Below are 21828 nucleotides of genomic sequence, written 5' to 3' on the forward strand. Positions count from 1 at the left end.
CCGGCTGCGCCGGCCTTTCGTTTGCCGATTCCGTTGGCCGGCGCCTCGTTTGCTTTGTGTAAACCATCTGGCGCGTCATTTGCTTGCAAACGATGCTGGCGCGCCTTCTCACGCGCGTCATGGAGCTGACGTATCGCAAAAATAATTTTTGCGATTTACGGAACTCGCGCTCCGGAACGCGTTATATGAGATTTACCGGGCAGGTGGGACGACGGACATGCGTATTTTGGTGTCGGCAGTGGTGCTCTCGTGCTTTTTCTGCCTACCGTGCTCTGCACAGACAATCCTCAAATCCGAGCCTCTGATGCTGGCACCCTATGAGGTCGCCTTCGTCAAGGACGCTTCCTGTCCGTCAGGCAAGGTGTTGAAGGTTACCGGCGCCATCCGCGGGCTGCATCGCCGCAAGGCCTGCGTCGTCATGCCGGGCGAGCAGGCCTCGCTTGCGGCCGCCACGCCCTGAGCTCCGCCCCGGTTTTGTGCCGGAGCTCAGGAATTCAGCTCAAGCTCCAATCTTGAATCCTGGTCGGCCTCAGCCTTGTTCTTGGCGGGGTCCTCGCCCTGAGCTGCCTGGCAAGGCGCGATCTCGTAGTCGTTGTCGAGCACCCGGCGCGGTCCCGGCCGCTCGTCGTCCGCCATCACGTCCACGACGAGGCCGCTCCGTTGCGCGAGCTTCCAGACGTCGGACTCGCTTGGATAGGCCTTGCTGATCTGGGCGTCGTTGCAGAACAGGGCGTAGGGCATTCTTCCCGCTCCAGAAACCCAATCAACGAGCTCGCCCGGTAAGGGGTTCCGCCCTGCGGTTAGATCACGGCTCCGTGATCGGCTGCCGCCGGACCTGAGTCCTTAACGAGTCCTGAATCCCGGAAAAAAGAATCCCTGGGACTCGTTGGCCGGAATCAGCAGATGTTTTCCGCCATGACGAGCGACCTGAAGACATCCTGCGGGCACATGCTCCTGCCGCTCACGCTGGCGCTGTTCGGCGCCTGCGCGACCAATCTCTGGCTGGTCTGGTCCTGGCTGTAGGTCCCTGACCGGCGGCCTTATTTCTTGGCCGGTGGGCCGGCGGCGTCGCGGATGGCGGTACGCAATTTGGTCAGGGTCGCCGCATAATATTCCTCACGCTCGCGCTCGAAGCGCTCCTGATGCTTGCGGAAATTGGCGATGCGGGCCTGCATCTCGGTGCGGAAATCGCCGCTTGCCCGCGGCGGCGGGAGAGGTGCGGGCCGGGGCGGAAGGGGGGCTTGCGGCGGTTCGACCTCGACGGTGACCGCCTCCACCGCGACGATCTCCACTGCGGCGGTCGAGCCAACCGCAGGCGCATCCGGCTGAAGGGCGTCATCCTTCCTACCGGTCACCGATTGGACGAAGGCCAGTGTCTGCGCGATCAGTGCGTCGCGCTCCCTGATCCATTTCATGATCCACCTCAGCCGCGCTTATTCCAGCAAAGCGGCGGCGTCGAATCAAGCAGGTCTTGCAAGGAATTGCATATTTGGATTGCATATTTTTCCCGGTCGCCTGAAACTAGAAGAATGGATACAACAAAAGAACGCCCGGACGAGGTGGAGGGGCTGAGGCTCATCCGTGCGTTCCTGTCGCTGCCGCCTCACAAGCGGGCAGAGGTAATCGCGTTTGTGGAAGAATTGGCGCGTGCCCACGCCCGGCCCGAGGAGGGCAAGGAGGCCTCGCCGCGGTGAGCGCTACCGCTCACGCGGATTGACGTTGGGCTCGAACGGCGCGCCGACCACCCGAACCGTCTGAGCGGTGACGTCGATTGCCACCCGCTTGGCGGCCGGCTTCTCCGGCGCTGGCCCGAGCACAGGTTCTAACAGCGTCAATGTGCCGGCCACGGCGCCACAGCACAGCGTCACCGTCGCCAGCAGAATCATATTCCGGTTCTCTTCTCTGATCCGCATGGGTCGAGAACGAGTGACGCCCGTCCTTGTTCCGATCCGAACCTTATCGGATCAGGCGCCTCCGAGACCCGCCTGAAGCGGACGGATCGACCGCGACTGGCTGAACGATCACATCCGAAAACTCCCGCGGACCGTGTGCGCCGGGTGCGTTTGCGCGGTGTATGTTCGGGGTGCCGATGCCGTCTACAGTGCCAGCAGAAATCCCATTGCGATTGCGAACAGTACGGCCGTCATCACGATGGCCGTAACCGCACCGGCGGCGATCCTGGCTTTCTTTGACCGTGGTGGAGCGCATCGTGTGCGCATACTACCTCATGTTGAACTCTGATCCAATCTGTGGTCAGTAGGCCGCGCCCGCGATGGGTGCGGCCAATATCCATTCCCGAAGGTCTACCTATGAACGAGGACATCAGCGGGCGGCTGGGCCGCGTCCGCGGCTGCCTGGATGGTCGAGCAGGGGCAAGATGGCGACTATGGTCGCCGCTTCGTGCTGGACGCGCCGATGAGAAAGCGCATCCAAGGGCGCGGCTTTCGCAATGCGCTCGATGTCGGCTGTGGGGAAGGGCGCTTCTGCCGCATCATGCAGCGCGCCGGCATCCGCACCACCGGCATCGATCCGACTGAGGCGTTGCTCGCGTGCGCCCGTGAGCTGGACCCCGATGGCGACTACCGGCTCGGCCGCGCCGAAACGATGGAGGTTGATGCCAGCTTCGATCTGGTCGTCAGCTATCTCAGCCTGATCGACATGCCCGATCTCGATGCGGCGATCACCAGCATGGTGGCGGCGCTGCGCCCGGGCGGTACGTTGCTGATCGCCAACCTCACGAGCTTCAACACCGCCGGTCAGCCGGACGGCTGGACACGTGACGGTGAGGGCGAGCTGCGCTTCGCGATCGATCACTACATGGATGAGCGCCCGATCTGGCTGAGCTGGCGCGGCATCCGGATCCAAAACTGGCATCGTCCGCTCAGCACCTATATGACGCTGCTGCTCGATCACGGGCTTCAGTTGCGCCTGTTCATCGAGCCGCAGCCGACAGGCGGCAGTCCCGAGCAGGTCGCCCGTCATCGCCGCGTGCCCTACTTTCACATGATGGAGTGGCGGAAGCCGGATTGAAAGGCAGGCGATTCCGGATGCAACGCATTGCCTTTACACTGGCTCGCGACTTGGCTCGAGGCTCGTCCGATGATCTCCCGCCGTCCTCTCGTGCTCGCCCACGAACGTTTCCTTGCCGACCGCGAGAATTTTGCGGGCCTCGATCTCGCCGCACGGTTCGAGCGGATCGAGCGGACCAACCTTTGGGGCGCGGCCACTTCGGTGTCCGGCCTCGGCTCGGAGGACCCCGCGACCGCCGCGATCCGGGAGGCACTTCCTGCGCTGCTGCAACGGCTCTGCGTGCGCTCGCTGCTGGATGCGCCCTGCGGTGATGCCGGATGGATCGGCCGGCTCGAGCTCGATATCGACTACACTGGCATCGACATCGTGCCGTCGCTGATCGAAGCCAACCGCCGGCGTGTCGCGGGCGGCGGTTCGCCAGGCCGCTTTCTGGTCGCCGATATCACGCGCGATGCGCTGCCGCGCGCAGACATCATTCTGTGCCGGGACTGTCTGGTGCATCTGAGCTCTGCCAACATCGATCGCGCCCTCGCGCAATTTCGGATGAGCGGCGCGCGCTTCCTGCTGGTCACCACCTTTCCCGAATGGGAGGGCAATCGCGATTGCGAGGACGGCGACTGGCGGGCCCTGAACATGCAGAAGGCGCCGTTCGACTGGCCGGCGCCGCAGGCGCTGATCAACGAGCGTTGCGAGGAGGGTGGCGGCGGCTGGCGTGACAAGAGCCTCGCGCTCTGGTGGCTGGAGGATGTCCGATGATCGATGCGAGATGCAGTTGCGGTGCTGTTTCACTTTCGCTTCCGGGACCGACCAGGCTGGTTGCGGCCTGTCATTGCATCGACTGCCAGCGGCGAACCGGAGCGCCGTTCGGTGTCGGTGCGTTCTACCCTGTCGAAGCCGTCACGATCTCCGGCGCGCCGAAGCAGTACGCTCGCGCCGCCGCAAGCGGCGGCGAGGTCCGCTTCTATTTCTGCGCCGACTGCGGCTCGACGGTCTGCTGGAAGGCCGACAATCTGCCTGACATGATCGGCGTTGCTGTCGGCGCCATCGCGGATCCGGATTTTCCCGCACCCGTCAGATCGGTGTTCGAGCAATCGAAACATGCCTGGATCGAGATCGGTGGCGCCGGCGTCGCGCACTTCGAACAGGGCAGCGCGAAGAGTTCAAGCTGAGGCACAGGCATCGCGTGCTGGTGCTGGTCGCGGCCGGTGTTCGGTCAAGGACGCTGCCGATGACTTCCGTTAGACGGCGCTCCTTGCGGCTGTATCGGTTCACCGGGAGCACGGTCCAGCGGCGGGTGAGGCCTGGCGAGTCCTACCGTTCCGGGAGGTGCATCGTTGCTGGCGGTACGGGTATTGACGCGCTCTAACGTGACTGTCGATGCAACCACAATGGCGATGGCCAAGGCGACAGCGGATAGGGCTAAGGCTACCCGATCATTCGGCTCCATCGCTAGACCTCCGCGAGAGGGCTCTCGAGCACGAGGATAACGCCAAACCGATGATTTTGTTCTTGCGGTGGTCGCCGATGGATAAGGAGCCGTGGCAATTGACAGGCTTCGATCTGCGGTCGCGGAGCTAGACCAATGGTGCCGGCTGAGGGGATTGAACCCCCGACCTTCGGTTTACAAAACCGCTGCTCTACCGCTGAGCTAAGCCGGCGACGCCCAAGATGCGGGGCAGGGCTCGGATTGCGCCGGAACTGTCTGCCCGTGCGCGCCGCAATACCAGACTTGATTGGAAAGTGCCAGAACCCGCGATCGTGGTCGCAGGCATGAAATCAGGCGGCCCGAGGAGCCGCCTGATTTGTGCCGGCGCCTGATGTGTGGCGTTCGGCTCAAACCGCCTTACTGGCAGATGTGCCGGCGGCCGTCTTCGCCCTTGAACCAGGTGCCGGGCGTACAGACGAAGCCGTTGCGCTGGGCGTAGGTGCGGGTGTCCCATCCGCGATTGTCCCAACCGCGGTCATAGGCGTAGGAATTGTCCCACGCGCGGAACGGGGCGGTGGCAATCGCGCCGGCGGTGCCGATCGCGGCGCCGGCTACGCCAGCCGCGACGTCGGTCGGCCAGAAGCCGGTGCGGCTCCTGTTCCAATCGTTATTCCAGTCGGCACGGGTCTGACGATAGGACATGCGGCGATGGCGGTATCCGCTATCGGTGTACGGGTTTCCGGGGCCGAGGTTCTGGCAGTTGGCGTTGGGGAATTGCGCCGAGCAGCGGCCTGGATTGGTGACGACCGTCTGCGCCATGGCAGAGCCTGCAAGCATGGTCGCTGCAATCGCCGTGGCCCCGAGAAGCTTGATGTTCATGGTTCTTCGCTCCCATTTTGATGACGGGAGCTAAACCTTGACGGCGCAGGACGTTCCGATGCAACCCTGGGGTTTTCGGAGGCGAACAGTCAAACGGATGTGAGCATACGGTGCTGTTCCGGCGGCGGAGTCCCGCGCCGTTAACGCTTCGCTAGTTCGCTGTGCAGCATTTGAGTGGCGCGCGATCCTTGCACGTTAGGCTTACCGGAATTTGGTGAGCAGGCCTTAACCCTCTCTGCGCAGCGATCGGTTAGGTTGCACCCGGATAACCGGGGTCTCCTCATGCGCGCTGTGGCGCTCGCCTCCTTTCTGATCGGACTGCCTGCGACGGCGTTGGCCGGCGGCTTCGAGATCGTCGTCCCGGGCCGTCCCGGCGTGCCGATCATCATCAATAACATCGACGCGTCCTATAGCGTGGTCGAAGGTGTCTGGGGCCTCGGCAAGAACCAGCAGATACAGCCCACAATCTATGGTGGACGCTACATCGCCGAGCGGCAGCCCGACGACGTCGGCCATTATTATCCGACGCTGGGCCTGCGACCGGGCTACGGCCGGCTCGAGGTCGAGCCGCCCGCCAACCGCAAATTGCCGAAGCCCGCCGAGAGCTACCACCAGAGCTGGGGCGCGTCGTCCGCGCCGTTGCCGCCGCAGATGGACGTGCCCGTCGATCCGCCGCCGGTCATCTACGCGCCCGAGATCAACGACCGTCCTCGGCCCCCTCGGCCGCGGCCGCACACAGAGATACCCGGCAGGCCGCCGGGTTGAGCAACGTGAAAATCCAAAAAACGGAAATCAACAGGAGATAGTAATGCGTCAGATGATTTCGGGACTGGTCGCGGTAGCTGCCGTGATGTTCGCCGCCACCGCGCCCGCCGCGGCCTGCGGCTTCACCACGTGCGCGCCGGTTGCGCCGGTCTATACCGGCTGCAATACCGGCTGCGCCGGCTATGGGTATGGCTACGGCTATGGCGGCTATGAGCGCCTCGTCGAGCCGACCACGCAGTATTACTACGTGAACCAGGGTCCGACCTATACCGGTCCCGGCGCCTTCGCGCCGTACCCGACCTACCGTGAGGACGCTGTCGTCGCGCCTGCCAATTACGGCTACGGCTATGGTTATCGTGCCGCTGCGGTGGCGCCGCCGGCTGCCTATCCCTATCGCCGCCCGTACTTCCGTCCAAATCGCTACGGCTATGGTCCGCGCTACGGCTATCTGCCGCGCGTGCACTATGGCCATGCTCCGCGCTACGGCTACGCCCATCGCCACGCGCCGTACTATTATGGCGGTCACCGCGTGCTGCGCCGTTATTACTGATCTCTGATCGGTTAGAGCCAACGAGACGCCCGTCCGCGCAATGTGGACGGGCGTTTTGTTTCTTCACCTCTCCCCGCAAGCGGGGCGAGGGAGCGCAATTCCGTCCGTGGCCCGCAGCCTACCGCTTCATCAGCCCGAGCCGGCTGGCGCCGACATAGAGCGCGAGCACGGCGGCGTTCGAGACGTTGAGACTTTTGATCTCGCCGGGCATGTCGAGCCGTGCGACGACGCTGCAGGTCTCGCGGGTCAATTGCCTGAGGCCCTTGCCTTCGGCTCCCAACACGAGTGCAAGCGGCTCGCGCAGCGCGACGTCGCTGAGATCCTCGCTGCCTCCGCTGTCGAGGCCGACGGTCTGGAAGCCGCGCTCGTTCAGCGCCGTCAGCGCGCGGGCGAGGTTTTGCACCGTGACCATCGGCACCAGCTCGAGCGCGCCGGAGGCGGCCTTGGCCAGCACGCCGGTCGCTTCCGGGCTGTGCCGCGCGGTGGTGACGATCGCCTTCACCGCGAACGCCGCGGCCGAGCGCAGGATGGCGCCGACATTGTGGGGATCGGTGATCTGATCGAGCACCAGCACAATGCCTTCCTGCTTCAAGGTCTCGATATCGGGCGAGGGCAGGGGATCGGCCTCGGCTAACAGGCCCTGGTGTACGGCGTCGGGCGACAGCAGCCGGTCGATCTCCTGGGGCCGCACGATCTCGGGCGCCACGCGGGTCTCGATGTTCTCTTCCGCAAGGCGCCTTGCGGCGTTCTCGGTCAGCGTCAGCTTGCGGATCCGGCGCCGAGGGTTGGCCAGCGCCATGGTGACGGTGTGCCAGCCATAGAGAATGGCAGGGCCATCTGCTTGCGAATCACGCTCGCGCCAAGCCGGCCGGCCGGCTGATTTTCCGGGCCGGCTGAAGGGCTTAGCGCCGCCGCGAGCCCCCTTGGGGCCGAATTTTCGATCCTTCATGGGCTCGCTTCTGTCACGGGTTCCGGAATATGGCAATTTCAGTGCCTGAGGGGGCGATTTTAGCTGCTTGCCTCGGTTGACTTTGCCCCACCGCTTCGCCCATAAACGCGCCCGGTCGCGCCCCGATCCGGGCTGACGCGGCCTTCACGTTCCATGGCCGTCTTCGGTCGCCGGCAAGGTCCGGCCCGATTGTGCTGCCGTCGAGCGGGGGAGTGTCCCGAGTGGCAAAGGGAGCTGACTGTAAATCAGCCGCCTCATGGCTTCGCAGGTTCGAGTCCTGCCTCCCCCACCAGCCTTGGCTCGCTTCGCGAGCTACGGCTAGGCAAGCCAGCATAAGTGCTCGTGGCGCGAAGTGAGCGAAGGCTGTCACGCCGTAGCCCGCAGGGCGAAGGCGGACTGACGAGAGGCCGTCGTCACCCCATCATCTCCCGCACCATCGGTACCACCTTGCGCCCATAAAGCTCGATGCTCCGCATCAGCTTCTCGTGCGGCAACGGCCCCGCCGAGTACTTCAACTGAAACCGCGAAATCCCGAGCGCCTTTGCGGTCTTCGCGATCTTGCGCGCCACCGTTTCCGGCGAGCCGACATAGAGCGAGCCGTGTTCGGCCTCGCTGACGAACTCGTCGCGCCCCATCGGCGGCCAGCCGCGCTCCTTGCCGATTCGGTCGCGCATGGCCTTGTAGTCGGGCCACAGCTCCTCGCGCGCCTGCGCATCTGTCTCGGCCACATAGCCCGGCGAATGCACGCCGATCGGCCGGGCCGGGCGGCCGAACTCCCTGAAGGCGCGGTGATAGAGATCGACATAGGGCGCAAAGCGCGCGGGATCGCCGCCGATGATCGCGAGCATCAGGGGCAGATCGTAATGCGCGGCGCGCACCACCGATTGCGGACTGCCGCCGACGCCAATCCACGTTTTGAGCGTGCCGTTCTCGACCGGCGGATAGACCAGCTGCTCCCGCAGCGGCGGGCGCAGCTTGCCGTCCCAGGTGACCGGCTTCTGCGACAACAGCGCGGCGAACAAATCGAGCTTCTCCTCGAACAGTTCTTCATATTTGCGCAGGTCGAAGCCGAACAGCGGAAAAGACTCGGTGAAGGAGCCGCGGCCGAGGATCACCTCGGCGCGCCCGTTCGAGAGCGCGTCCAGTGTTGCAAAGCGCTGGAAGACGCGAATGGGATCGTCCGAGCTCAGCACCGTCACGGCAGAGCCGAGATGGATGCGCCTGGTGCGCGATGCGATGGACGCGAGCACCGTCTCAGGGGAGGAGATCGCGAAGTCGGCGCGGTGATGTTCGCCAAGTCCGATGAAGTCGAGGCCGAGCTCGTCGGCCAGCACCGCTTCGTCGACGACGTTGCGGATCACTTGCGCATGCGTGATCATGCCGCCGGATGCATCTCTTGTGACATCGCCAAAGGTATCTAGTCCGAATTCGAGCGGTGCGGTCATCGATGAGGTCTCTGTGGGGCGCGACAAGGCGCCGTCATGTGGGAGGAAATGCTTGCCGTGAGCTAGGGGGCGAAGGCCGCTTCGACAATGCTGCTCCAGGAAAGCCATAGTTTCCGGTTCTTCATCGAACCGGCGGGCTCAATCGGATCTGGCGAACATCTCGACCAGGGTCTCGCGCAGCCAGCGCTGCGCCGGCACGGTGTCGTTGCGCTGGTGCCAGAACAGGCTGACGATGCGCGGCGGCGCTTTGAGAGGCAGCGGCATCGCATGCAGGAACGGCGCATGCCTTGATTGCGAGCGCAGATCGCTCGGCAGCACGGCGATCAGGTCGGACTGGCGCACGACCTCGTAGGCCGCACTGTAGTGATTGACGGTGGCGACCAGGTTGCGCGACAGCCCGCGCGAGGCAAGGAAGAGGTCATAGGACGGCATGGTCTTGCCCGCGAGGCTCACGTCGACATGACCCGCGTTCAGGAAGGTTCGCGTGCTCAGCCGTTTCTGGGCAGCAAGCGGATGGCCCCGCCGCATGAAGCAGGCATACTCGACCGTCCACAGCGAGCGCGAACGAATGGCAGCCGGCTGCTGCGCCTCGTTGACATAGACGCTGAGCACGCAATCGACTCTGTTGTCCTCGAGCTGGTCGGCGATCTCTACGACGGTATTGGGCACGGTGTGGACGCGCGACTTTGGCGAAACCTTGCCGAGATGGTCGAGCAGGTTCGGCATCACCAGCGAGGAGACGTAGTCCGACATCGACAGGCTGAATTCGGTCTGTGCACGGGCGGCATCGAATTCCTGCTCGTCGAGCGCGCCACGGACGCTTTCCAGTGCCTCGCCGATCGGCTCCCACAGCACTACGGCGCGCTGGGTCGGACGGATGCCGGTGCCGGCTCGCACGAACAGGGGATCGCCGAGCGCGTCGCGCAGCCGCGCGAGCGCGTTGCTGACCGCAGGCTGGGTCATCCGCAACGCATTCGCGGCGCGCGTGACGCTGCCCTCGGTCATCAGCGCCTCGAAAACTTTCAGGAGGTTGAGGTCGAGCGCGCGGAACGACACGAACATTCACCATAGTGATATATCAGATCATGATTATAAATTATGACGATAATGTCACTTTGTCTATGGTTCCCTCCCGAGCGGCGCGCCGGGCCCGTGACAATCGAGGGGGACTTTCATGTCGATGATATCGGCGCGCATCGAGCGCCTTCCGTTCGCACGCTTCCACACGCATCTGCTGCTGATGGGCGGGCTCGGCTACATGTTCGACGCGATGGACGCGGCGGTGCTGGCCTTCATCCTGCCGGTGCTGCGCACGGCGTGGAATCTGTCGAGCGTGCAGATCGGCGTGCTCGGCAGCAGCACCTATATCGGCTTCCTGTTCGGGGCGTTGCTGGCCGGCACGCTGGGCGACCTGATCGGCCGCCGCGCGGTGATGATGTCGGCGCTGGCGCTGTATTGCGCGGCATCGATCGTGAGCGCAGTGGTTGACACATGGCCGTCCTTTTTCGCCGCGCGTGTCGTGGCCGGCATGGGCACCGGCGCGGAGAGCGCGATCATCGCACCTTATCTCGCGGAGTTCGTTGCGCGCCGTTATCGCGGCAGCTTCACCGGCGCGCTGGCCGGCTTCTTCTCCTTCGGCTTCGTCGCCGCCGCCTTGCTCGGCTACTTCATCGTTCCCACCTCCGACAACGGCTGGCGTATCGTATTGGTGATCACCGCGGTGCCGGTCGTCATGCTGTTGTGGTGGCGCAAGTCGCTGCCAGAATCGCCGCGCTGGCTCGAAAGCCGGGGCAGGGGCAAGGAAGCCGAGGCCCTGCTGGACAGGATCGAGGCGGGCTTTGCGCGCGAGGGCCATGTCCTGCCGCAGCCGGTCCTCGAAGCCGCGGCGCCGGCGGGGACAGGCGGGACACTGTTTGCCAATTTCGCCGCGCTTCTGGCGGGCCGGCAGGCGCGCATCACCATCATGACCTGGACCATGTGGCTGGCGATCACCTTCAGCTACTATTCCTTCTTCGTCTGGATCCCCGGCCTCCTGGTCCAGAACGGCATGAGCATCACCAAGAGCTTCGCCTATTCGATCGCGATCTATTGCGCGCAGATTCCCGGCTATTTCAGTGCGGCCTGGTTCAACGAGCGCATCGGCCGGCAGGCGACCATTGCCTCCTACATGGTGCTCGGCGGCGTCAGCGCACTCGGGCTCGCCTTCGCGCAGAGTGACCAGCAGATCATGGCGGCGGGGATCTTCCTGTCGCTGTTCATGAACGGCACCTACGCGGGCGTCTATGCATACACCGCCGAGGTGTTCCCGACGCCGGTGAGGACCACGGGCGCCGGCCTTGCGTCGGCGATCGGCCGCATCGGCGCGATCGTCTCGCCGATCCTGGTTGGCTATCTCTATCCGAACTTCGGCTTTGCCGGCGTGTTCGGCGTCACCACCACCGTGCTGCTGCTCGGCGCTGTCACCGTCGTGCTGATGGGCGTGCCGACCCGCGGGCGTTCGCTGGAGGAGATCGCCGCGGGTGAGGTGGCATGACGCGGACGAAACCAAAGGCCGATCCCTGGCTCTGTGCCGTCGCGGCGGCGCAGGGCAGGGTGGATCAGCCGGATGCGCTGTACGTAGCGCTGGACCAAGCCGTGAAGTCGGCGATCGGGCACAAGCTGTTCACGATCCTCACCTATGACGGCAACAGCGGTGAGGCGGCCCGGGTCTATTCCAATCTCCCCGGACCATACCCGACCGGCGGACGCAAGCGCCTCACGCCTGGACCTTGGACCGAGGCCGTGCTCGATCGCGGCGAAGCCTATATTGGCCGTACCCATGACGATCTGCGCACCGTGTTCTCCGATCATGAGCTGATCGCCTCGCTCGGCTGCGAGAGCGTGCTCAACATGCCCGTGCGCTGGCGCGGGCGCACGCTTGGTTCGCTTAATCTGCTTCACGAGGCGGGCTGGTACGGCGAAGATGATGTCGCTGCGTGCCTTCCCTTTGCCCAGCTTACCTTGCCGGCGCTGCTCGCGCCGGCCGAACTCTGACAGGACCGTCGCGATGCCCAGCATTCTCTTCCAGAACGTCGCTCTGCTCGACCCGCTGCAGCCAGATTTGCTGGAGGGGCATCATGTGCTGGTCGAGGACAATCTGATCAAGGAGATATCCGACCGGCCGATCCAGGCCACCGCCGATCGCACCATCGATTTGAACGGCAAGACGCTGATGCCCGGACTGATCGATCTGCATGTTCACGCGATCGCGGTCGAGCTCAATCTGGCGCAGCAGGTGCACATGCCGAACGTGCTGGTGACGCTGCGCTCGACGCTGCTCTTGCGCGGCATGCTGCGGCGTGGCTTCACCACGGTTCGCGACGCCGGCGGCGCCGGCCACGCGCTGAAGCAGGCGATCGAGACCGGCCTGACCGATGGACCGCGGCTGTTCGTCTCCGGCCGCGCGCTCAGCCAGACCGGCGGCCACGGCGACATGCGGGCACGTTCCGATTACCTCGCCAGCGACGCGCCGTGTCCCTGCTGCGTACGTGTCGGCGCGCTGGCGCGCGTTGCTGACGGCGTTGACGGCGTGCGCAAGGCGGCGCGCGAGGAGCTCCAGATGGGCGCCGACCAGATCAAGATCATGGCCTCGGGCGGTGTCGCCTCGCCGACCGATCCGGTCGGCGCCTTTGGTTACTCCGAGGACGAGATCCGCGCCATCGTCGAGGAGGCACGCGGGCGCCAGACCTATGTGCTCGCCCACGCCTATACCGCTGCCGCGATAGAGCGCGCGGTGCGCTGCGGCGTGCGCACCATCGAGCACGGCAATTTGGTCGATGCGCCGACCGCGCGGCTGATGGCCGAGAAGGGCGCCTATGTGGTGCCGACGCTCGTCACTTACGAGGCGCTGGCCAACGAGGGCGCCCAATATGGCCTGCCGCCGGAGAGCGTGGCCAAGATCGCCGATGTCCGTGACGCCGGCCTGCGCTCGCTCGCGATTTATCGCGACGCCGGCGTGAAGATGGGCTTCGGCAGCGATTTGCTCGGCCCATCCCAGCGCCTGCAGAGCGACGAGTTCCGCATTCGCGCCGAAATCCTCGGCCCGCGCGCCGTCATCGCCAGCGCGACGGTGATCGGCGCCGAGGTGCTCGGCACGGAGGGCAAGCTCGGCCGCATCGTGCCGGAGGCTATCGCGGACCTGCTGGTGGTCGACGGCAACCCGCTGCGCGATGTTGCCTGCCTGCTCGGTCAGGGCGAGCACATCCCGCTGGTGATGAAGGCGGGGAAGGTCCAGTTCGACCGGCTGAACGCGTAACTACCGCCACATCCCGCGCATCTTTGCCCCGATGTCGATCTTCGGCCCCTGCGCCGCGGTGCGCGCTGCGCCCGCCGCGGCTTTCGGCCAGGCGGCGCGCTCGAACAGGTAGACCAGGGATTCCGGGATGAAGCGGGTGCGCGAGGCGTAGACGTGGCGATCGCCCTTGGCGGCCTGGCCGTGGACGAAGAAGCGCTGCGGCACCACGAGGTGGAGATCGTCCTTGGCGCGCGTCATCGCGACATAGAGCAGGCGGCGCTCCTCCTCGAGCTCGGCGCTGGTGCCGGCGCCGAGATCCGACGGCATGCAGCCGTCGACGACATTGAGCACGAACACCGATTTCCACTCCTGGCCCTTGGCGGAATGGATGGTGGAGAGGATCAGATAATCCTCGTCGCGCAGGGGTGGTCCGGATTTGTCGCTGGTCGCATCGGGCGGATCGAGCGTGAGCTCGGTCAAAAACTTCTCGCGCGAGGCATAGCCGCTCGCGATCTGCTCGAGCTGCATCAGATCGACGCGGCGCGTCTCGGAATCCTCATGGATGCGATCGAGATGCGGCTCGTACCAGAGCCGCACGCGTTCGAGGTCGGCCGGCCATTCCGAATAGCGCAAGTTTTCGACGGTGCGGACGAAGTCGCTCCAGTCGTCGCCGGTGCGCGCTGGCACCGGGTGCCGGCCGAGCGCGGCAAGCGGGTCGGTGCTCTCCGCCATCTGGTCGAGCACGCGCTGTGCGGTCGCGGGGCCGATGCCCGGCAAGAGATGCAGGATGCGGAAGCCGGCGACGCGGTCGCGCGGATTTTCGGCGAAACGCAGCAGCGCCAGCACGTCCTTGACATGGGCGGCATCGAGGAATTTCAGCCCGCCGAACTTGACGAAGGGGATGTTGCGGCGGGTCAGCTCGATCTCGAGCGGACCCGAATGCGAGGACGTCCGGAACAGCACCGCCTGGTGCTTGAGCAGCGCACCTTGCTCGCGATTGGCCAGCACCGCTTCGACGATGTAGCGCGCCTGGTCGGCCTCGTCGTGCACGGTGACGAGTTGCGGCTTCTGCCCCGAGGTGCGGTCGGTCCAGAGGTTTTTTGTGAAGCGCTCGCGGGCGAGGCCAATGACGCCGTTCGCCGCCGAGAGCACCGCTTGCGTCGAGCGGTAATTGCGGTCAAGCGTGATCATTTCCGCGCGCGGCGAGAAGCTCTGCGGAAATTCCAGGATGTTGCGCACGGTGGCGGCGCGGAACGAATAGATCGACTGCGCGTCGTCGCCGACGACGGTGAGGCCGCGGCCGTCGGGCTTGAGCGCCAGCAGGATCGAGGATTGCAGGCGGTTGGTGTCCTGGTATTCGTCGACCAGCACGTGATCGAAGCGGCCGCCGATCTCTTCCGCAATCAGCGCATCGCTCATCATTTGCGACCAGTAGAGCAGGAGGTCGTCGTAATCGAGCACATGCTGGGCCTGCTTGGCCTCGACATAGGCGGCGAACAGACCCTTCAGCTCGGCGGCCCAGCCCGCGCACCAGGGATAGTGCTGGCCGAGCACCTTCTCGATCTCCATCTCCGCATTGACGCAGCGGGAATAGATCGACAGGCAGGTGCCCTTGGCGGGAAAGCGGCTCTCGGTCTTCGACAGCCCGCGCTCGTGCCGCACCAGGTTCATCAGGTCGGCAGAATCCTCGCGGTCATGGATGGTGAAGGCGGGATCGACGCCGATCCGCTCGGCATATTCGCGCAGGAGCCGCGCGCCGATGCCGTGGAAGGTGCCGGCCCAGGTGAGCGCGTCGCGCATGACTGCGGCGTTGTTCTCACCCAGCACCTTGCGGGCGATACGCTCGACGCGGCCGGCCATCTCCGCCGCCGCGCGGCGGGAGAACGTCATCAGCAAGATGCGGCGGGGATCGCTGCCTGCGACGATCAGATGCGCGACGCGGTGGGCCAGCGTGTTGGTCTTGCCCGAGCCCGCGCCGGCAATGACGAGCAGGGGGGCGCCCATGGTCGCGCCTTCAGCCACGCCATGCTCGACGGCGCGGCGCTGCTCCGCATTGAGCGTGTCCAGATATGTCGCCACGAATCGCCCCGGTGAAAGGATGAGAGTCGGCGATCCCAGCGCGAATCGCAATGCGGCTGGACGAAACCGGCTTTAGGATTTAGGGGGGAGGCGGCCCCAAGTTCCAGCCCGGGAAACGCGTCCGCTATGACCGAGCTCAAGCCCGACCAGTTCGAGATGCGGCGGCTGGAATCGCTCAGCAACACCATCTTTGGTGTCGCCATGACGCTGCTCGCCTACGATCTGCCCAAGGCCGCGGTGTTCACCAGCGCTCCTGGCTGGAGCGATCTTGCCCATGTCTATTCCGGCAAGCTCGCCGGCTTCGCGCTCAGCTTCATCATCGCCGGCGTGTTCTGGATCAGTCATCACCGCCGGCTGGCGCGCCAGCCGGTCGGCAGCCGTGGGATGGTGATCCTCAATCTGTTTTTCCTGCTCTCGATCGTGCTGCTGCCGGTGACCAACGGCCTCTACACCAATTACGGCATGAGCAACGCCGTCGCCGTGCTCTACGGCTTGCATTTGACCGCGATTGCCGGCCTCAATGCCTGGTTGTGGTGGACGATCCTGGGCGGCTGGCGCCACGAGATGATGGCCTCGCTGTTTCCGCTCCTGGTGTTCATCCCGGGCACCATCGCTGCGGCGTTCGCGCCCCAGGTCGCCCCCTTTGTGTGGTTCATTGCGTTCGGTGGGCTCGTGATCCAGCGCTTCTATGCGGGGCGGACCGGGCCGGACGCGTAGGGCTCAACCGGATGTCGCGCCGAACCCATCGGCCGGCACGTAAAGCTTGACCGGGCGGATCTCGTAGACGGCCGTCGGATTGACCGCACGCAGCTTCCGCGCCGCCGCGATCGCCTCATCCTCGGTGGCGCATTGCATCAGGTGGAAGCCCAGAAGCTGCTCCTTGGTTTCGGCAAACGGCCCGTCCAGCACCATGCCCGCGCCGGGGCCCCGCAGGGTGCGGGCCTTTCGCGTCTCATCCAGGCGGGCCGCCGGTCCAAACTGTCCGCTTGCCCGAAGAGGTGCTTGAACCTCGATGACTTTGGCCACGACCGCGGCGTCCTGCTCCGGCGTCCAGGACAGGACTTCGTCTTCCACGTGATAGGCCAGGATGGCGTACAGCATCGTCACCTCGTTTCTTTCTGCGCAAGTTCCAAGGACGTGGCACGGCAGCCCGTGCCGACAATCCCGAAGCAAAATATTGCGTGGCCGGCAAGCGGCGAAACCGTTCTGAAACCCGATTGCGGCTTTGCCATGTGAACGCCGCCGGAAGTGGTCGCGACTGATGGACCACAAACAACAAAGCTTTTAGCTGGAGGCGGCAATGTCGGGTCACACCATCAAGATCATCTGCGACGCGCGGCGGGCGGGACAGTCGCAGCCGGCCGATTTGCACGACGAGGCGGGCCATCACCGCTATTACGGCAGCTCGGCCGAGAACGGCGGCGAGCGGATCGCGGAGAGCCGGCGCGGCAAACGGCCGCGCGCGTTCAACATCTGCGGCTTCTGACACGTTTCGACGAGCGGTCGTTCAAAATGAACGCCCTGCAAATAGCGATCGCGGCGATGCCGTTCCTGGTCGCGCTGATGAGCCGGACCGGCAAGGCCATTGCGCCGTGCCTTCTGGCGAGCCTCTTCACGGTGCTGCTCGGCGGCGAGCCGCACCGCGCGGTCGTCGCCTGGTGCGTCGGCATGCTGATCGCCGCCGTCGCACTGCGCGAGCGGCTTCGCGCCGGCTGACCCGGCGATCCGGCTTCAAGGAAATCGCAAAGAAAAGGCGCGGCGGGGAGGCCCCGTCGCGCCCGATTTCTTGCTCGCTGGTCCAGGGCCGAGAGCGCCCCGATGCCAAGCTTTAGCCAAAGCTCAGCGGGCGATCCCAGCGAGGTGACAGCGCTTGAGATAAGACACTGGATCACCTCCTTTCGTTGGTTTCGGAAGTCTTCAATATAGGTAGCATTGCTGCCGCTGTTAAGGGGCGGCGAATCCTGGAGGGACCAGAGGCGGTCCGCGAGGGGTGGAAGACGCCGGAAAGCGACCTCCTCGGCAGTTGAGACCGCCGTCCGGCCGTGTTAGGGAGCCCGTAACGCGGGTGTAGCTCAATGGTAGAGCAGCAGCCTTCCAAGCTGAATACGAGGGTTCGATTCCCTTCACCCGCTCCAATCGGACGTACCGCCCGAAGGGTAAGCGCGGGCTCCCGTTCCATTCCTCTCGAAGATCCGGCCTTCCTCCGCTCAACGCCTTGCGCTCCAGCGCCAGCACGGACAATCGGAAACATTAAAAATGACCGCCGTCTGGAACGTCCATGGAGGTCATCGGTTGGTAATTCAGTGGACGATCGATGAAATGGCGAGGCCAGAGCGAAAGCTGCGGATAAACCAAATCAAAGATTTGTTCACAAGCCCCGCCAGGTTACCCCGGTAACCAGCGGGGTTCTTGTTTTGAAGAGGGGCGCGCATTTGCCATTTGCGCATGGAAGCACCCTCGGCAGATTTTGGAACTGATACATCCAAAGTTCCTCCAAAGTTTCGCATCGAAAAGGCCAAGCGCAGCGGCTGGTTTCACGCGTGCTTGCGGGTACCGGAATTGCGCTCACGGCCCGACCCGGCGGCCCCGGCACTCACCAGCGACGTTCCGGTCAGGCTGCAAGAGCATCGAGATTGACTTCGCCCTTTGCGAGCATCGTCAGCATGGCGTCGGCCGCCTTCTCCTCCTCCAGGCTCTCGTGCAGGATGTTCTGGTCTTCCCTGAACTCGAGCTGTCCGGCAAGAGCGGCTGCGCTGCCATAGGCGGCAATCTCGTAATGTTCCAGCTTCTGGGCCGAGGCGATCATCGCGGCGTCGCGCAAGTCATCCTGCGTCACCATCGTCATCATCTTCGCAGTCTCTTCGATCAACGATTCCACGGCCTGGTCGGTGTGCACGCGCGCATCTGCGCCATGCCTCCGCAGGATTTTCTGAAGCCGTTGACCTTGTTCCTCCGTCTCTTGCTGATGCTCGGCCAGGGCAAGTTTCAGGGAGGGATGCACCGCCATCTCGGCCATTCGCTTGAGTGCATCACTCAGCTGATCCTCCATGCTGACGAGTTCCTGCAGCTCGGCGACGTACAGGTCTTTGAAGTTTTCGATCTTCATGATGTCCGTCCATGGCTTGAGTTTGGGATGACCCGGTTCCGGATTTGGCGGTCAACCGCCTATCCGCGAGACTGTTCCGGGGTGCAAACGACATTTGATGAGCTCGGGGCCGAGGAAACAGCGAAGAAATTAGGAACAGCGAGACGGAGCCGTACTTGCAGCATCAGGAAGGGCTTGCAGGCGATCGCCATGAACCATCTCGAAAACGCTGCCTTCGACAATGTCCAGGACCATCTCGGTGACCGTGGCTACTTCGTCGCCCCGCTCGACGACCTCATCACATGGGCGCGATCGGGTTCTCTGATGTGGATGACGTTCGGCCTTGCGTGCTGTGCGATCGAGCAGATGCAGGTGTCAATGCCACGATACGACATCGAGCGGTTTGGCGCCGCACCTCGCGCATCGCCAAGGCAGTCCGACGTCATGATCGTCTCGGGTACGCTCTGCAACAAAATGGCGCCAGCCTTGCGCAAGGTCTATGACCAGATGCCGGAGCCGCGCTACGTCATCTCGATGGGATCGTGCGCAAACGGGGGCGGCTACTATCACTATTCGTACTCGGTCGTGCGCGGTTGTGATCGCATCGTGCCCGTCGACATCTATGTGCCCGGCTGTCCTCCGACGGCTGAAGCCCTGCTTTACGGGCTCGTTCTCCTGCAGAAGAAGATTCGGCGAACCGGAACGATCGAGCGGTGACCCGATGAGCCGTCGGCCCCGGGGGAAAGCCGCGGTCTGAGGAACCATCACCGCAAGCGCGAGTTGGCCGGCCGGGCGGGGCGAAAGTCACGCGAGGCCAACCGTGCAAGACGACGTGCGCGTGCGCTCCACCGCGCAGATCGCGGGTCATCCGATCCATCCGATGCTGGTGCCGATCCCGATCGTGTGTTTTATCGGGGCGCTGCTGACCGACATCGCTTATGTCGTCAGCGCCGAGATCATGTGGGCGAATTTTTCGGCCTGGCTTCTGCTCTTCGGCGTCATCTTCGGCGTGTTGGCGGCCATCGCCGGCCTGACCGACTTCCTCGGAAACCGGCTGGTGCGGGCGCAGACGCCGGCCTGGCCGCATCTGATCGGCAACGCCGGGGCGCTGATCCTGGCGATCTTCAACGTGCTGATCCACACCCGCGATGCCTGGACCTCGGTTTGGCCGGTCGGGCTCCTTCTTTCGGTCCTCACCGTCCTGATCCTGCCGGTCACGGGCTGGCTCGGCTGGGCCATGGTGTACCGCCACGGCGTGGGAGTTGTGCGATGAGAACCACAATTGCGCGCGCGCTGCTCTGCTCCTCCTTGCTGTGTCTTGCCGGCTGCAACGACGGGAGCGGTGATCCGAAGGCGCAAATCGGCGCCAATCCGGTGCTGCCCGACATCCAGCAATATCTGCTGCCGCCGGTTCATATCGCGCGCATCGTCGGCTGGAAGAAGGACGAGACGCCGACGGTTGCGCAAGGCTTGCAGGCCAAGGCCTTTGCCACGGGCTTGCAGCACCCGCGCTCGGTTTACGTTCTTCCCAATGGCGACGTGCTGGTGGTGGAATCCAAGGCGCCGAAGGGCGCCCCGATCAAGCGGCCCAAGGAGATCGTGATGGGCTTGGTCGAGTCCTGGGCGACCTCCGGCGGCGACAGCGGCGAGAGCGATCGCATCACGCTGCTGCGCGACAGCAATGGCGACGGCGTGCCGGAGACGCAAAGCGTCTTCCTCGACCACCTCAACTCGCCGTTCGGCGTCGCGCTGGTCGGCAACGATCTCTACGTTGCCAACACAGACGCCATCGTCAGATATCCGTACACGGAAGGGGATACGAAGATCACTGCGCCCGGCACGGTGCTGACGCCGCTGCCGGGCGGTCCGATCAACCATCACTGGACCAAGAGCCTGGTCGCCAGCCCCGACGGCTCGAAGCTCTATGCCGGTGTCGGCTCCAACAGCAACATCACCGAGAATGGCATGGAGGCCGAGCACAACCGCGCTGCGATCCTCGAGGTCGATCGTGCCAGCGGGCGCTGGCGCGTGTTCGCAAGCGGTTTGCGCAATCCGAACGGACTCAGCTTCGAGCCGCAGACCGGTGCGCTGTGGACGGTGGTGAACGAGCGCGACGAGCTCGGTCCCGATCTTGTACCTGACTACCTGACCTCGGTGAAGGACGGCGGCTTCTATGGCTGGCCCTACAGCTATTTCGGCCAGCACGTCGATCCCCGCGTCAAGCCGGAGCGGCCTGATCTCGTCGCCAAGGCGATCGTGCCGGATTACGCGCTGAGCTCGCATGTCGCCCCGCTCGGGCTCGCCTTCAACACCGGCACCAGTCTGCCGGCCAATTATCGCGGCGGCGCCTTTGTCGGTGAGCACGGCAGCTGGAACAGGCAGGTGCTCAACGGCTACAAGGTCGTGTTCGTACCGTTCACGGACGGCAAGCCGAGCGGCCCGGCGCAAGACGTCGTCACCGGCTTCCTCAACGATAAGAACCAGGCGCGCGGCCGCCCCGTCGGAGTCGCCATCGACAAGACCGGCGCGCTGCTGGTCGCCGACGACAGCGGCAACACGGTCTGGCGGGTGAGTGCCGCCCGTCCGCAACTGACGCAACGTTAGGCCCGGTACCGCGTTGAGAGTTCAGGTGATTTTTTGAACGGCAAATCAGGAGTAGGACAATGGGTCTCGCTCAATACGCCATCGTGCCGGTGCAGGACGAATGGGGCGTGCTGCATGACGGCGACGTCAAGAGCAGATACGCCACCAAAGAAGCCGCATTCGAGTCGGCGGTGGCCGCGGCATCCCTGGCCCTCCGTGAGGGACATGAAGTCCATGTCAGCGTGCCCGGCCGCGAAGCCGGCGACAACGCGCTCGGTGTCTAGAGCCCGCCGCAGACATGGGTTCGAGAGAAGGAGGCCGCGATGACCAAGCCCCGTGAGCCCAACGGTGTCGAGCCATCCCGCTCCGAGGACGACATCCAGCGCGACCAGCTCGGACCGCGCGGCGTGCCGGACGCGCCTGATCCGGCCAAGATGACGCCCCAGCGCGACAAGAAGACCCCTAAGCATATTGATCCCGGCCACACCGCGTGACGCCGCTCGGCGGCTGTCGTGATCAGACGATCAGCCGCCCGCGCCCGGCGGGCGATCCCGATCGCAACCTCGGCACCGGCGTTTGAATTCGAGGCGGTCGGCTTCGATGCCCGTCGCTGAAGATGACGCCGTTTTCCGGCCTCCATCGCGGCCGCCAACGCCATAACATCATGTTAGGTTTATCGCATAACTGGGTAATTGTGTTACCCCGGCGAAAGCCTATTGTCATCCTCACTCAAGACACCGACCGGCAAGTGCCAAGCGCTCGCG

General features: G+C 64.6%; 27 protein-coding genes, 3 tRNA genes and 1 pseudogene. 20 read left to right on the forward strand and 11 right to left on the reverse strand.

Annotated elements, in window-relative coordinates; all coding sequences use genetic code 11:
* Positions 1-217 precede the first annotated feature (217 nt).
* Complete coding sequence (locus tag P6U29_RS17480) at positions 218-460, forward strand: hypothetical protein (protein WP_407118718.1); 243 nt, start codon at positions 218-220, stop codon at positions 458-460.
* A 26-nt stretch (positions 461-486) separates the two neighbouring features.
* On the opposite strand, the gene P6U29_RS17485 is transcribed toward P6U29_RS17480, so the two are convergent.
* Positions 487-741, reverse strand: a complete 255-nt coding sequence (locus tag P6U29_RS17485; protein ID WP_407118719.1) for a hypothetical protein — start codon at positions 739-741, stop codon at positions 487-489.
* Between the two features lie 299 nt (positions 742-1040).
* Positions 1041-1415 (reverse strand): hypothetical protein, encoded by a 375-nt coding sequence (locus P6U29_RS17490; RefSeq protein WP_407118720.1) that lies wholly within the window; start codon positions 1413-1415, stop codon positions 1041-1043.
* A 114-nt stretch (positions 1416-1529) separates the two neighbouring features.
* Between P6U29_RS17490 and P6U29_RS17495 the strand changes: the two genes are divergently transcribed.
* The gene (locus tag P6U29_RS17495; RefSeq protein WP_407118721.1) at positions 1530-1694 is read left to right on the forward strand and encodes a hypothetical protein; all 165 of its coding nucleotides are present in this window, start codon (positions 1530-1532) and stop codon (positions 1692-1694) included.
* Between the two features lie 3 nt (positions 1695-1697).
* On the opposite strand, the gene P6U29_RS17500 is transcribed toward P6U29_RS17495, so the two are convergent.
* The gene (locus P6U29_RS17500) at positions 1698-1886 is read right to left on the reverse strand and encodes a hypothetical protein (protein ID WP_407118722.1); all 189 of its coding nucleotides are present in this window, start codon (positions 1884-1886) and stop codon (positions 1698-1700) included.
* Between the two features lie 529 nt (positions 1887-2415).
* Here P6U29_RS17500 and P6U29_RS17505 point away from each other — a divergent pair.
* The 3 genes from P6U29_RS17505 (at position 2416) to P6U29_RS17515 (ending at position 4199) form a co-directional block, all read left to right on the forward strand.
* Complete coding sequence (locus tag P6U29_RS17505; RefSeq protein ID WP_407118723.1) at positions 2416-3030, forward strand: class I SAM-dependent methyltransferase; 615 nt, start codon at positions 2416-2418, stop codon at positions 3028-3030.
* A 69-nt stretch (positions 3031-3099) separates the two neighbouring features.
* Positions 3100-3786, forward strand: a complete 687-nt coding sequence (locus P6U29_RS17510) for a class I SAM-dependent methyltransferase (RefSeq protein WP_407118724.1) — start codon at positions 3100-3102, stop codon at positions 3784-3786.
* Positions 3783-4199 (forward strand): GFA family protein, encoded by a 417-nt coding sequence (locus tag P6U29_RS17515; RefSeq protein ID WP_407118725.1) that lies wholly within the window; start codon positions 3783-3785, stop codon positions 4197-4199. The genes P6U29_RS17510 and P6U29_RS17515 overlap by 4 nt, the downstream gene beginning before the upstream one ends.
* A 414-nt stretch (positions 4200-4613) precedes the next feature.
* Here the strand turns inward: P6U29_RS17515 and P6U29_RS17520 are convergent.
* Positions 4614-4688, reverse strand: a tRNA-Thr gene (locus P6U29_RS17520).
* A 185-nt stretch (positions 4689-4873) separates the two neighbouring features.
* Entirely contained in the window at positions 4874-5335 is a 462-nt protein-coding gene (locus P6U29_RS17525; protein ID WP_407118726.1) for a hypothetical protein, read from the reverse strand.
* A gap of 282 nt (positions 5336-5617) precedes the next feature.
* Here P6U29_RS17525 and P6U29_RS17530 point away from each other — a divergent pair, with 282 nt between their 5' ends.
* The gene (locus tag P6U29_RS17530) at positions 5618-6100 is read left to right on the forward strand and encodes a hypothetical protein (RefSeq protein WP_407118727.1); all 483 of its coding nucleotides are present in this window, start codon (positions 5618-5620) and stop codon (positions 6098-6100) included.
* Positions 6101-6143: 43 nt separating this feature from the next.
* Positions 6144-6650 carry a hypothetical protein gene (locus P6U29_RS17535; RefSeq protein ID WP_407118728.1) on the forward strand — a complete coding sequence of 169 codons (507 nt, stop codon included), beginning with the start codon at positions 6144-6146 and terminating at the stop codon, positions 6648-6650.
* Between the two features lie 118 nt (positions 6651-6768).
* On the opposite strand, the gene rlmB is transcribed toward P6U29_RS17535, so the two are convergent.
* Complete coding sequence (gene rlmB / locus P6U29_RS17540) at positions 6769-7599, reverse strand: 23S rRNA (guanosine(2251)-2'-O)-methyltransferase RlmB (RefSeq protein ID WP_407118729.1); 831 nt, start codon at positions 7597-7599, stop codon at positions 6769-6771.
* 206 nt (positions 7600-7805) lie between these two features.
* On the opposite strand from rlmB, the gene P6U29_RS17545 reads away from it, so the two are divergent.
* Positions 7806-7891, forward strand: a tRNA-Tyr gene (locus tag P6U29_RS17545).
* Positions 7892-8012: 121 nt separating this feature from the next.
* Here P6U29_RS17545 and P6U29_RS17550 read toward each other — a convergent pair.
* Together P6U29_RS17550 and P6U29_RS17555 are read right to left on the reverse strand one after the other, a co-directional pair.
* Positions 8013-9044 carry an LLM class flavin-dependent oxidoreductase gene (locus P6U29_RS17550; RefSeq protein ID WP_407118730.1) on the reverse strand — a complete coding sequence of 344 codons (1032 nt, stop codon included), beginning with the start codon at positions 9042-9044 and terminating at the stop codon, positions 8013-8015.
* 138 nt (positions 9045-9182) lie between these two features.
* Positions 9183-10106 (reverse strand): LysR family transcriptional regulator, encoded by a 924-nt coding sequence (locus P6U29_RS17555; RefSeq protein WP_407118731.1) that lies wholly within the window; start codon positions 10104-10106, stop codon positions 9183-9185.
* 112 nt (positions 10107-10218) lie between these two features.
* On the opposite strand from P6U29_RS17555, the gene P6U29_RS17560 reads away from it, so the two are divergent.
* Genes P6U29_RS17560 through P6U29_RS17570 form a run of 3 tightly spaced genes read left to right on the forward strand, consistent with a single transcriptional unit; the run spans position 10219 to position 13338 of the window.
* The gene (locus tag P6U29_RS17560; protein WP_407118732.1) at positions 10219-11577 is read left to right on the forward strand and encodes an MFS transporter; all 1359 of its coding nucleotides are present in this window, start codon (positions 10219-10221) and stop codon (positions 11575-11577) included.
* On the forward strand, positions 11574-12077 hold the full coding sequence (locus tag P6U29_RS17565) for a GAF domain-containing protein (protein WP_407118733.1): 504 nt from the start codon (positions 11574-11576) through the stop codon (positions 12075-12077). The genes P6U29_RS17560 and P6U29_RS17565 overlap by 4 nt, the downstream gene beginning before the upstream one ends.
* A gap of 13 nt (positions 12078-12090) precedes the next feature.
* Positions 12091-13338, forward strand: coding sequence for an amidohydrolase family protein (locus P6U29_RS17570; protein WP_407118734.1), 1248 nt, complete (start codon positions 12091-12093; stop codon positions 13336-13338).
* Here the strand turns inward: P6U29_RS17570 and P6U29_RS17575 are convergent, their stop codons facing one another.
* A complete protein-coding gene (locus P6U29_RS17575; RefSeq protein WP_407118735.1) occupies positions 13339-15396 on the reverse strand; it encodes an ATP-dependent helicase in 2058 nt (685 codons plus the stop codon).
* A 126-nt stretch (positions 15397-15522) separates the two neighbouring features.
* Here P6U29_RS17575 and P6U29_RS17580 point away from each other — a divergent pair, with 126 nt between their 5' ends.
* On the forward strand, positions 15523-16113 hold the full coding sequence (locus P6U29_RS17580; RefSeq protein ID WP_407118736.1) for a TMEM175 family protein: 591 nt from the start codon (positions 15523-15525) through the stop codon (positions 16111-16113).
* 3 nt (positions 16114-16116) lie between these two features.
* Here the strand turns inward: P6U29_RS17580 and P6U29_RS17585 are convergent, their stop codons facing one another.
* On the reverse strand, positions 16117-16497 hold the full coding sequence (locus P6U29_RS17585; protein WP_122406594.1) for a YciI family protein: 381 nt from the start codon (positions 16495-16497) through the stop codon (positions 16117-16119).
* Positions 16498-16696: 199 nt separating this feature from the next.
* Here P6U29_RS17585 and P6U29_RS17590 point away from each other — a divergent pair, with 199 nt between their 5' ends.
* The 3 genes from P6U29_RS17590 (at position 16697) to P6U29_RS17600 (ending at position 17531) form a co-directional block, all read left to right on the forward strand.
* Positions 16697-16882, forward strand: coding sequence for a hypothetical protein (locus tag P6U29_RS17590; protein WP_407118737.1), 186 nt, complete (start codon positions 16697-16699; stop codon positions 16880-16882).
* Between the two features lie 26 nt (positions 16883-16908).
* The gene (locus P6U29_RS17595; RefSeq protein ID WP_407118738.1) at positions 16909-17112 is read left to right on the forward strand and encodes a hypothetical protein; all 204 of its coding nucleotides are present in this window, start codon (positions 16909-16911) and stop codon (positions 17110-17112) included.
* Between the two features lie 345 nt (positions 17113-17457).
* Positions 17458-17531: transfer RNA gene (locus tag P6U29_RS17600), tRNA-Gly, on the forward strand.
* A 476-nt stretch (positions 17532-18007) separates the two neighbouring features.
* Here P6U29_RS17600 and P6U29_RS17605 read toward each other — a convergent pair.
* Positions 18008-18502 carry a ferritin-like domain-containing protein gene (locus P6U29_RS17605; protein ID WP_407118739.1) on the reverse strand — a complete coding sequence of 165 codons (495 nt, stop codon included), beginning with the start codon at positions 18500-18502 and terminating at the stop codon, positions 18008-18010.
* A 234-nt stretch (positions 18503-18736) separates the two neighbouring features.
* On the opposite strand from P6U29_RS17605, the pseudogene P6U29_RS17610 reads away from it, so the two are divergent.
* From P6U29_RS17610 to P6U29_RS17630, 5 genes and pseudogenes are all read left to right on the forward strand, one after another.
* A pseudogene (locus P6U29_RS17610) lies at positions 18737-19198 on the forward strand (NuoB/complex I 20 kDa subunit family protein); the annotation flags it as partial.
* A gap of 103 nt (positions 19199-19301) precedes the next feature.
* Positions 19302-19754 (forward strand): DUF2231 domain-containing protein, encoded by a 453-nt coding sequence (locus P6U29_RS17615; protein WP_407118740.1) that lies wholly within the window; start codon positions 19302-19304, stop codon positions 19752-19754.
* Positions 19751-21085 carry a PQQ-dependent sugar dehydrogenase gene (locus P6U29_RS17620; protein WP_407118741.1) on the forward strand — a complete coding sequence of 445 codons (1335 nt, stop codon included), beginning with the start codon at positions 19751-19753 and terminating at the stop codon, positions 21083-21085. Before P6U29_RS17615 ends, P6U29_RS17620 begins: the two co-directional genes overlap by 4 nt.
* Before the next feature lie 59 nt (positions 21086-21144).
* On the forward strand, positions 21145-21348 hold the full coding sequence (locus P6U29_RS17625) for a hypothetical protein (protein ID WP_061030115.1): 204 nt from the start codon (positions 21145-21147) through the stop codon (positions 21346-21348).
* A gap of 39 nt (positions 21349-21387) precedes the next feature.
* Positions 21388-21558 carry a hypothetical protein gene (locus P6U29_RS17630; RefSeq protein ID WP_198028350.1) on the forward strand — a complete coding sequence of 57 codons (171 nt, stop codon included), beginning with the start codon at positions 21388-21390 and terminating at the stop codon, positions 21556-21558.
* Positions 21559-21828: the final 270 nt, after the last annotated feature.

The organism is Bradyrhizobium sp. LMG 9283 (assembly GCF_045571415.1).
GTDB lineage: Bacteria > Pseudomonadota > Alphaproteobacteria > Rhizobiales > Xanthobacteraceae > Bradyrhizobium.

Bases quoted from the DNA above. Each gene is read 5' to 3' on its own strand.
- P6U29_RS17480 (WP_407118718.1), top strand. From the start codon at position 218: ATGCGTATTTTGGTGTCGGCAGTGGTGCTCTCGTGCTTTTTCTGCCTA.
- P6U29_RS17485 (WP_407118719.1), bottom strand. From the start codon at position 741: ATGCCCTACGCCCTGTTCTGCAACGACGCCCAGATCAGCAAGGCCTAT.
- P6U29_RS17490 (WP_407118720.1), bottom strand. From the start codon at position 1,415: ATGAAATGGATCAGGGAGCGCGACGCACTGATCGCGCAGACACTGGCC.
- P6U29_RS17495 (WP_407118721.1), top strand. From the start codon at position 1,530: ATGGATACAACAAAAGAACGCCCGGACGAGGTGGAGGGGCTGAGGCTC.
- P6U29_RS17500 (WP_407118722.1), bottom strand. From the start codon at position 1,886: ATGATTCTGCTGGCGACGGTGACGCTGTGCTGTGGCGCCGTGGCCGGC.
- P6U29_RS17505 (WP_407118723.1), top strand. From the start codon at position 2,416: ATGAGAAAGCGCATCCAAGGGCGCGGCTTTCGCAATGCGCTCGATGTC.
- P6U29_RS17510 (WP_407118724.1), top strand. From the start codon at position 3,100: ATGATCTCCCGCCGTCCTCTCGTGCTCGCCCACGAACGTTTCCTTGCC.
- P6U29_RS17515 (WP_407118725.1), top strand. From the start codon at position 3,783: ATGATCGATGCGAGATGCAGTTGCGGTGCTGTTTCACTTTCGCTTCCG.
- P6U29_RS17525 (WP_407118726.1), bottom strand. From the start codon at position 5,335: ATGAACATCAAGCTTCTCGGGGCCACGGCGATTGCAGCGACCATGCTT.
- P6U29_RS17530 (WP_407118727.1), top strand. From the start codon at position 5,618: ATGCGCGCTGTGGCGCTCGCCTCCTTTCTGATCGGACTGCCTGCGACG.
- P6U29_RS17535 (WP_407118728.1), top strand. From the start codon at position 6,144: ATGCGTCAGATGATTTCGGGACTGGTCGCGGTAGCTGCCGTGATGTTC.
- rlmB (WP_407118729.1), bottom strand. From the start codon at position 7,599: ATGAAGGATCGAAAATTCGGCCCCAAGGGGGCTCGCGGCGGCGCTAAG.
- P6U29_RS17550 (WP_407118730.1), bottom strand. From the start codon at position 9,044: ATGACCGCACCGCTCGAATTCGGACTAGATACCTTTGGCGATGTCACA.
- P6U29_RS17555 (WP_407118731.1), bottom strand. From the start codon at position 10,106: ATGTTCGTGTCGTTCCGCGCGCTCGACCTCAACCTCCTGAAAGTTTTC.
- P6U29_RS17560 (WP_407118732.1), top strand. From the start codon at position 10,219: ATGTCGATGATATCGGCGCGCATCGAGCGCCTTCCGTTCGCACGCTTC.
- P6U29_RS17565 (WP_407118733.1), top strand. From the start codon at position 11,574: ATGACGCGGACGAAACCAAAGGCCGATCCCTGGCTCTGTGCCGTCGCG.
- P6U29_RS17570 (WP_407118734.1), top strand. From the start codon at position 12,091: ATGCCCAGCATTCTCTTCCAGAACGTCGCTCTGCTCGACCCGCTGCAG.
- P6U29_RS17580 (WP_407118736.1), top strand. From the start codon at position 15,523: ATGACCGAGCTCAAGCCCGACCAGTTCGAGATGCGGCGGCTGGAATCG.
- P6U29_RS17585 (WP_122406594.1), bottom strand. From the start codon at position 16,497: ATGCTGTACGCCATCCTGGCCTATCACGTGGAAGACGAAGTCCTGTCC.
- P6U29_RS17590 (WP_407118737.1), top strand. From the start codon at position 16,697: ATGTCGGGTCACACCATCAAGATCATCTGCGACGCGCGGCGGGCGGGA.
- P6U29_RS17595 (WP_407118738.1), top strand. From the start codon at position 16,909: ATGAACGCCCTGCAAATAGCGATCGCGGCGATGCCGTTCCTGGTCGCG.
- P6U29_RS17605 (WP_407118739.1), bottom strand. From the start codon at position 18,502: ATGAAGATCGAAAACTTCAAAGACCTGTACGTCGCCGAGCTGCAGGAA.
- P6U29_RS17620 (WP_407118741.1), top strand. From the start codon at position 19,751: ATGAGAACCACAATTGCGCGCGCGCTGCTCTGCTCCTCCTTGCTGTGT.
- P6U29_RS17625 (WP_061030115.1), top strand. From the start codon at position 21,145: ATGGGTCTCGCTCAATACGCCATCGTGCCGGTGCAGGACGAATGGGGC.
- P6U29_RS17630 (WP_198028350.1), top strand. From the start codon at position 21,388: ATGACCAAGCCCCGTGAGCCCAACGGTGTCGAGCCATCCCGCTCCGAG.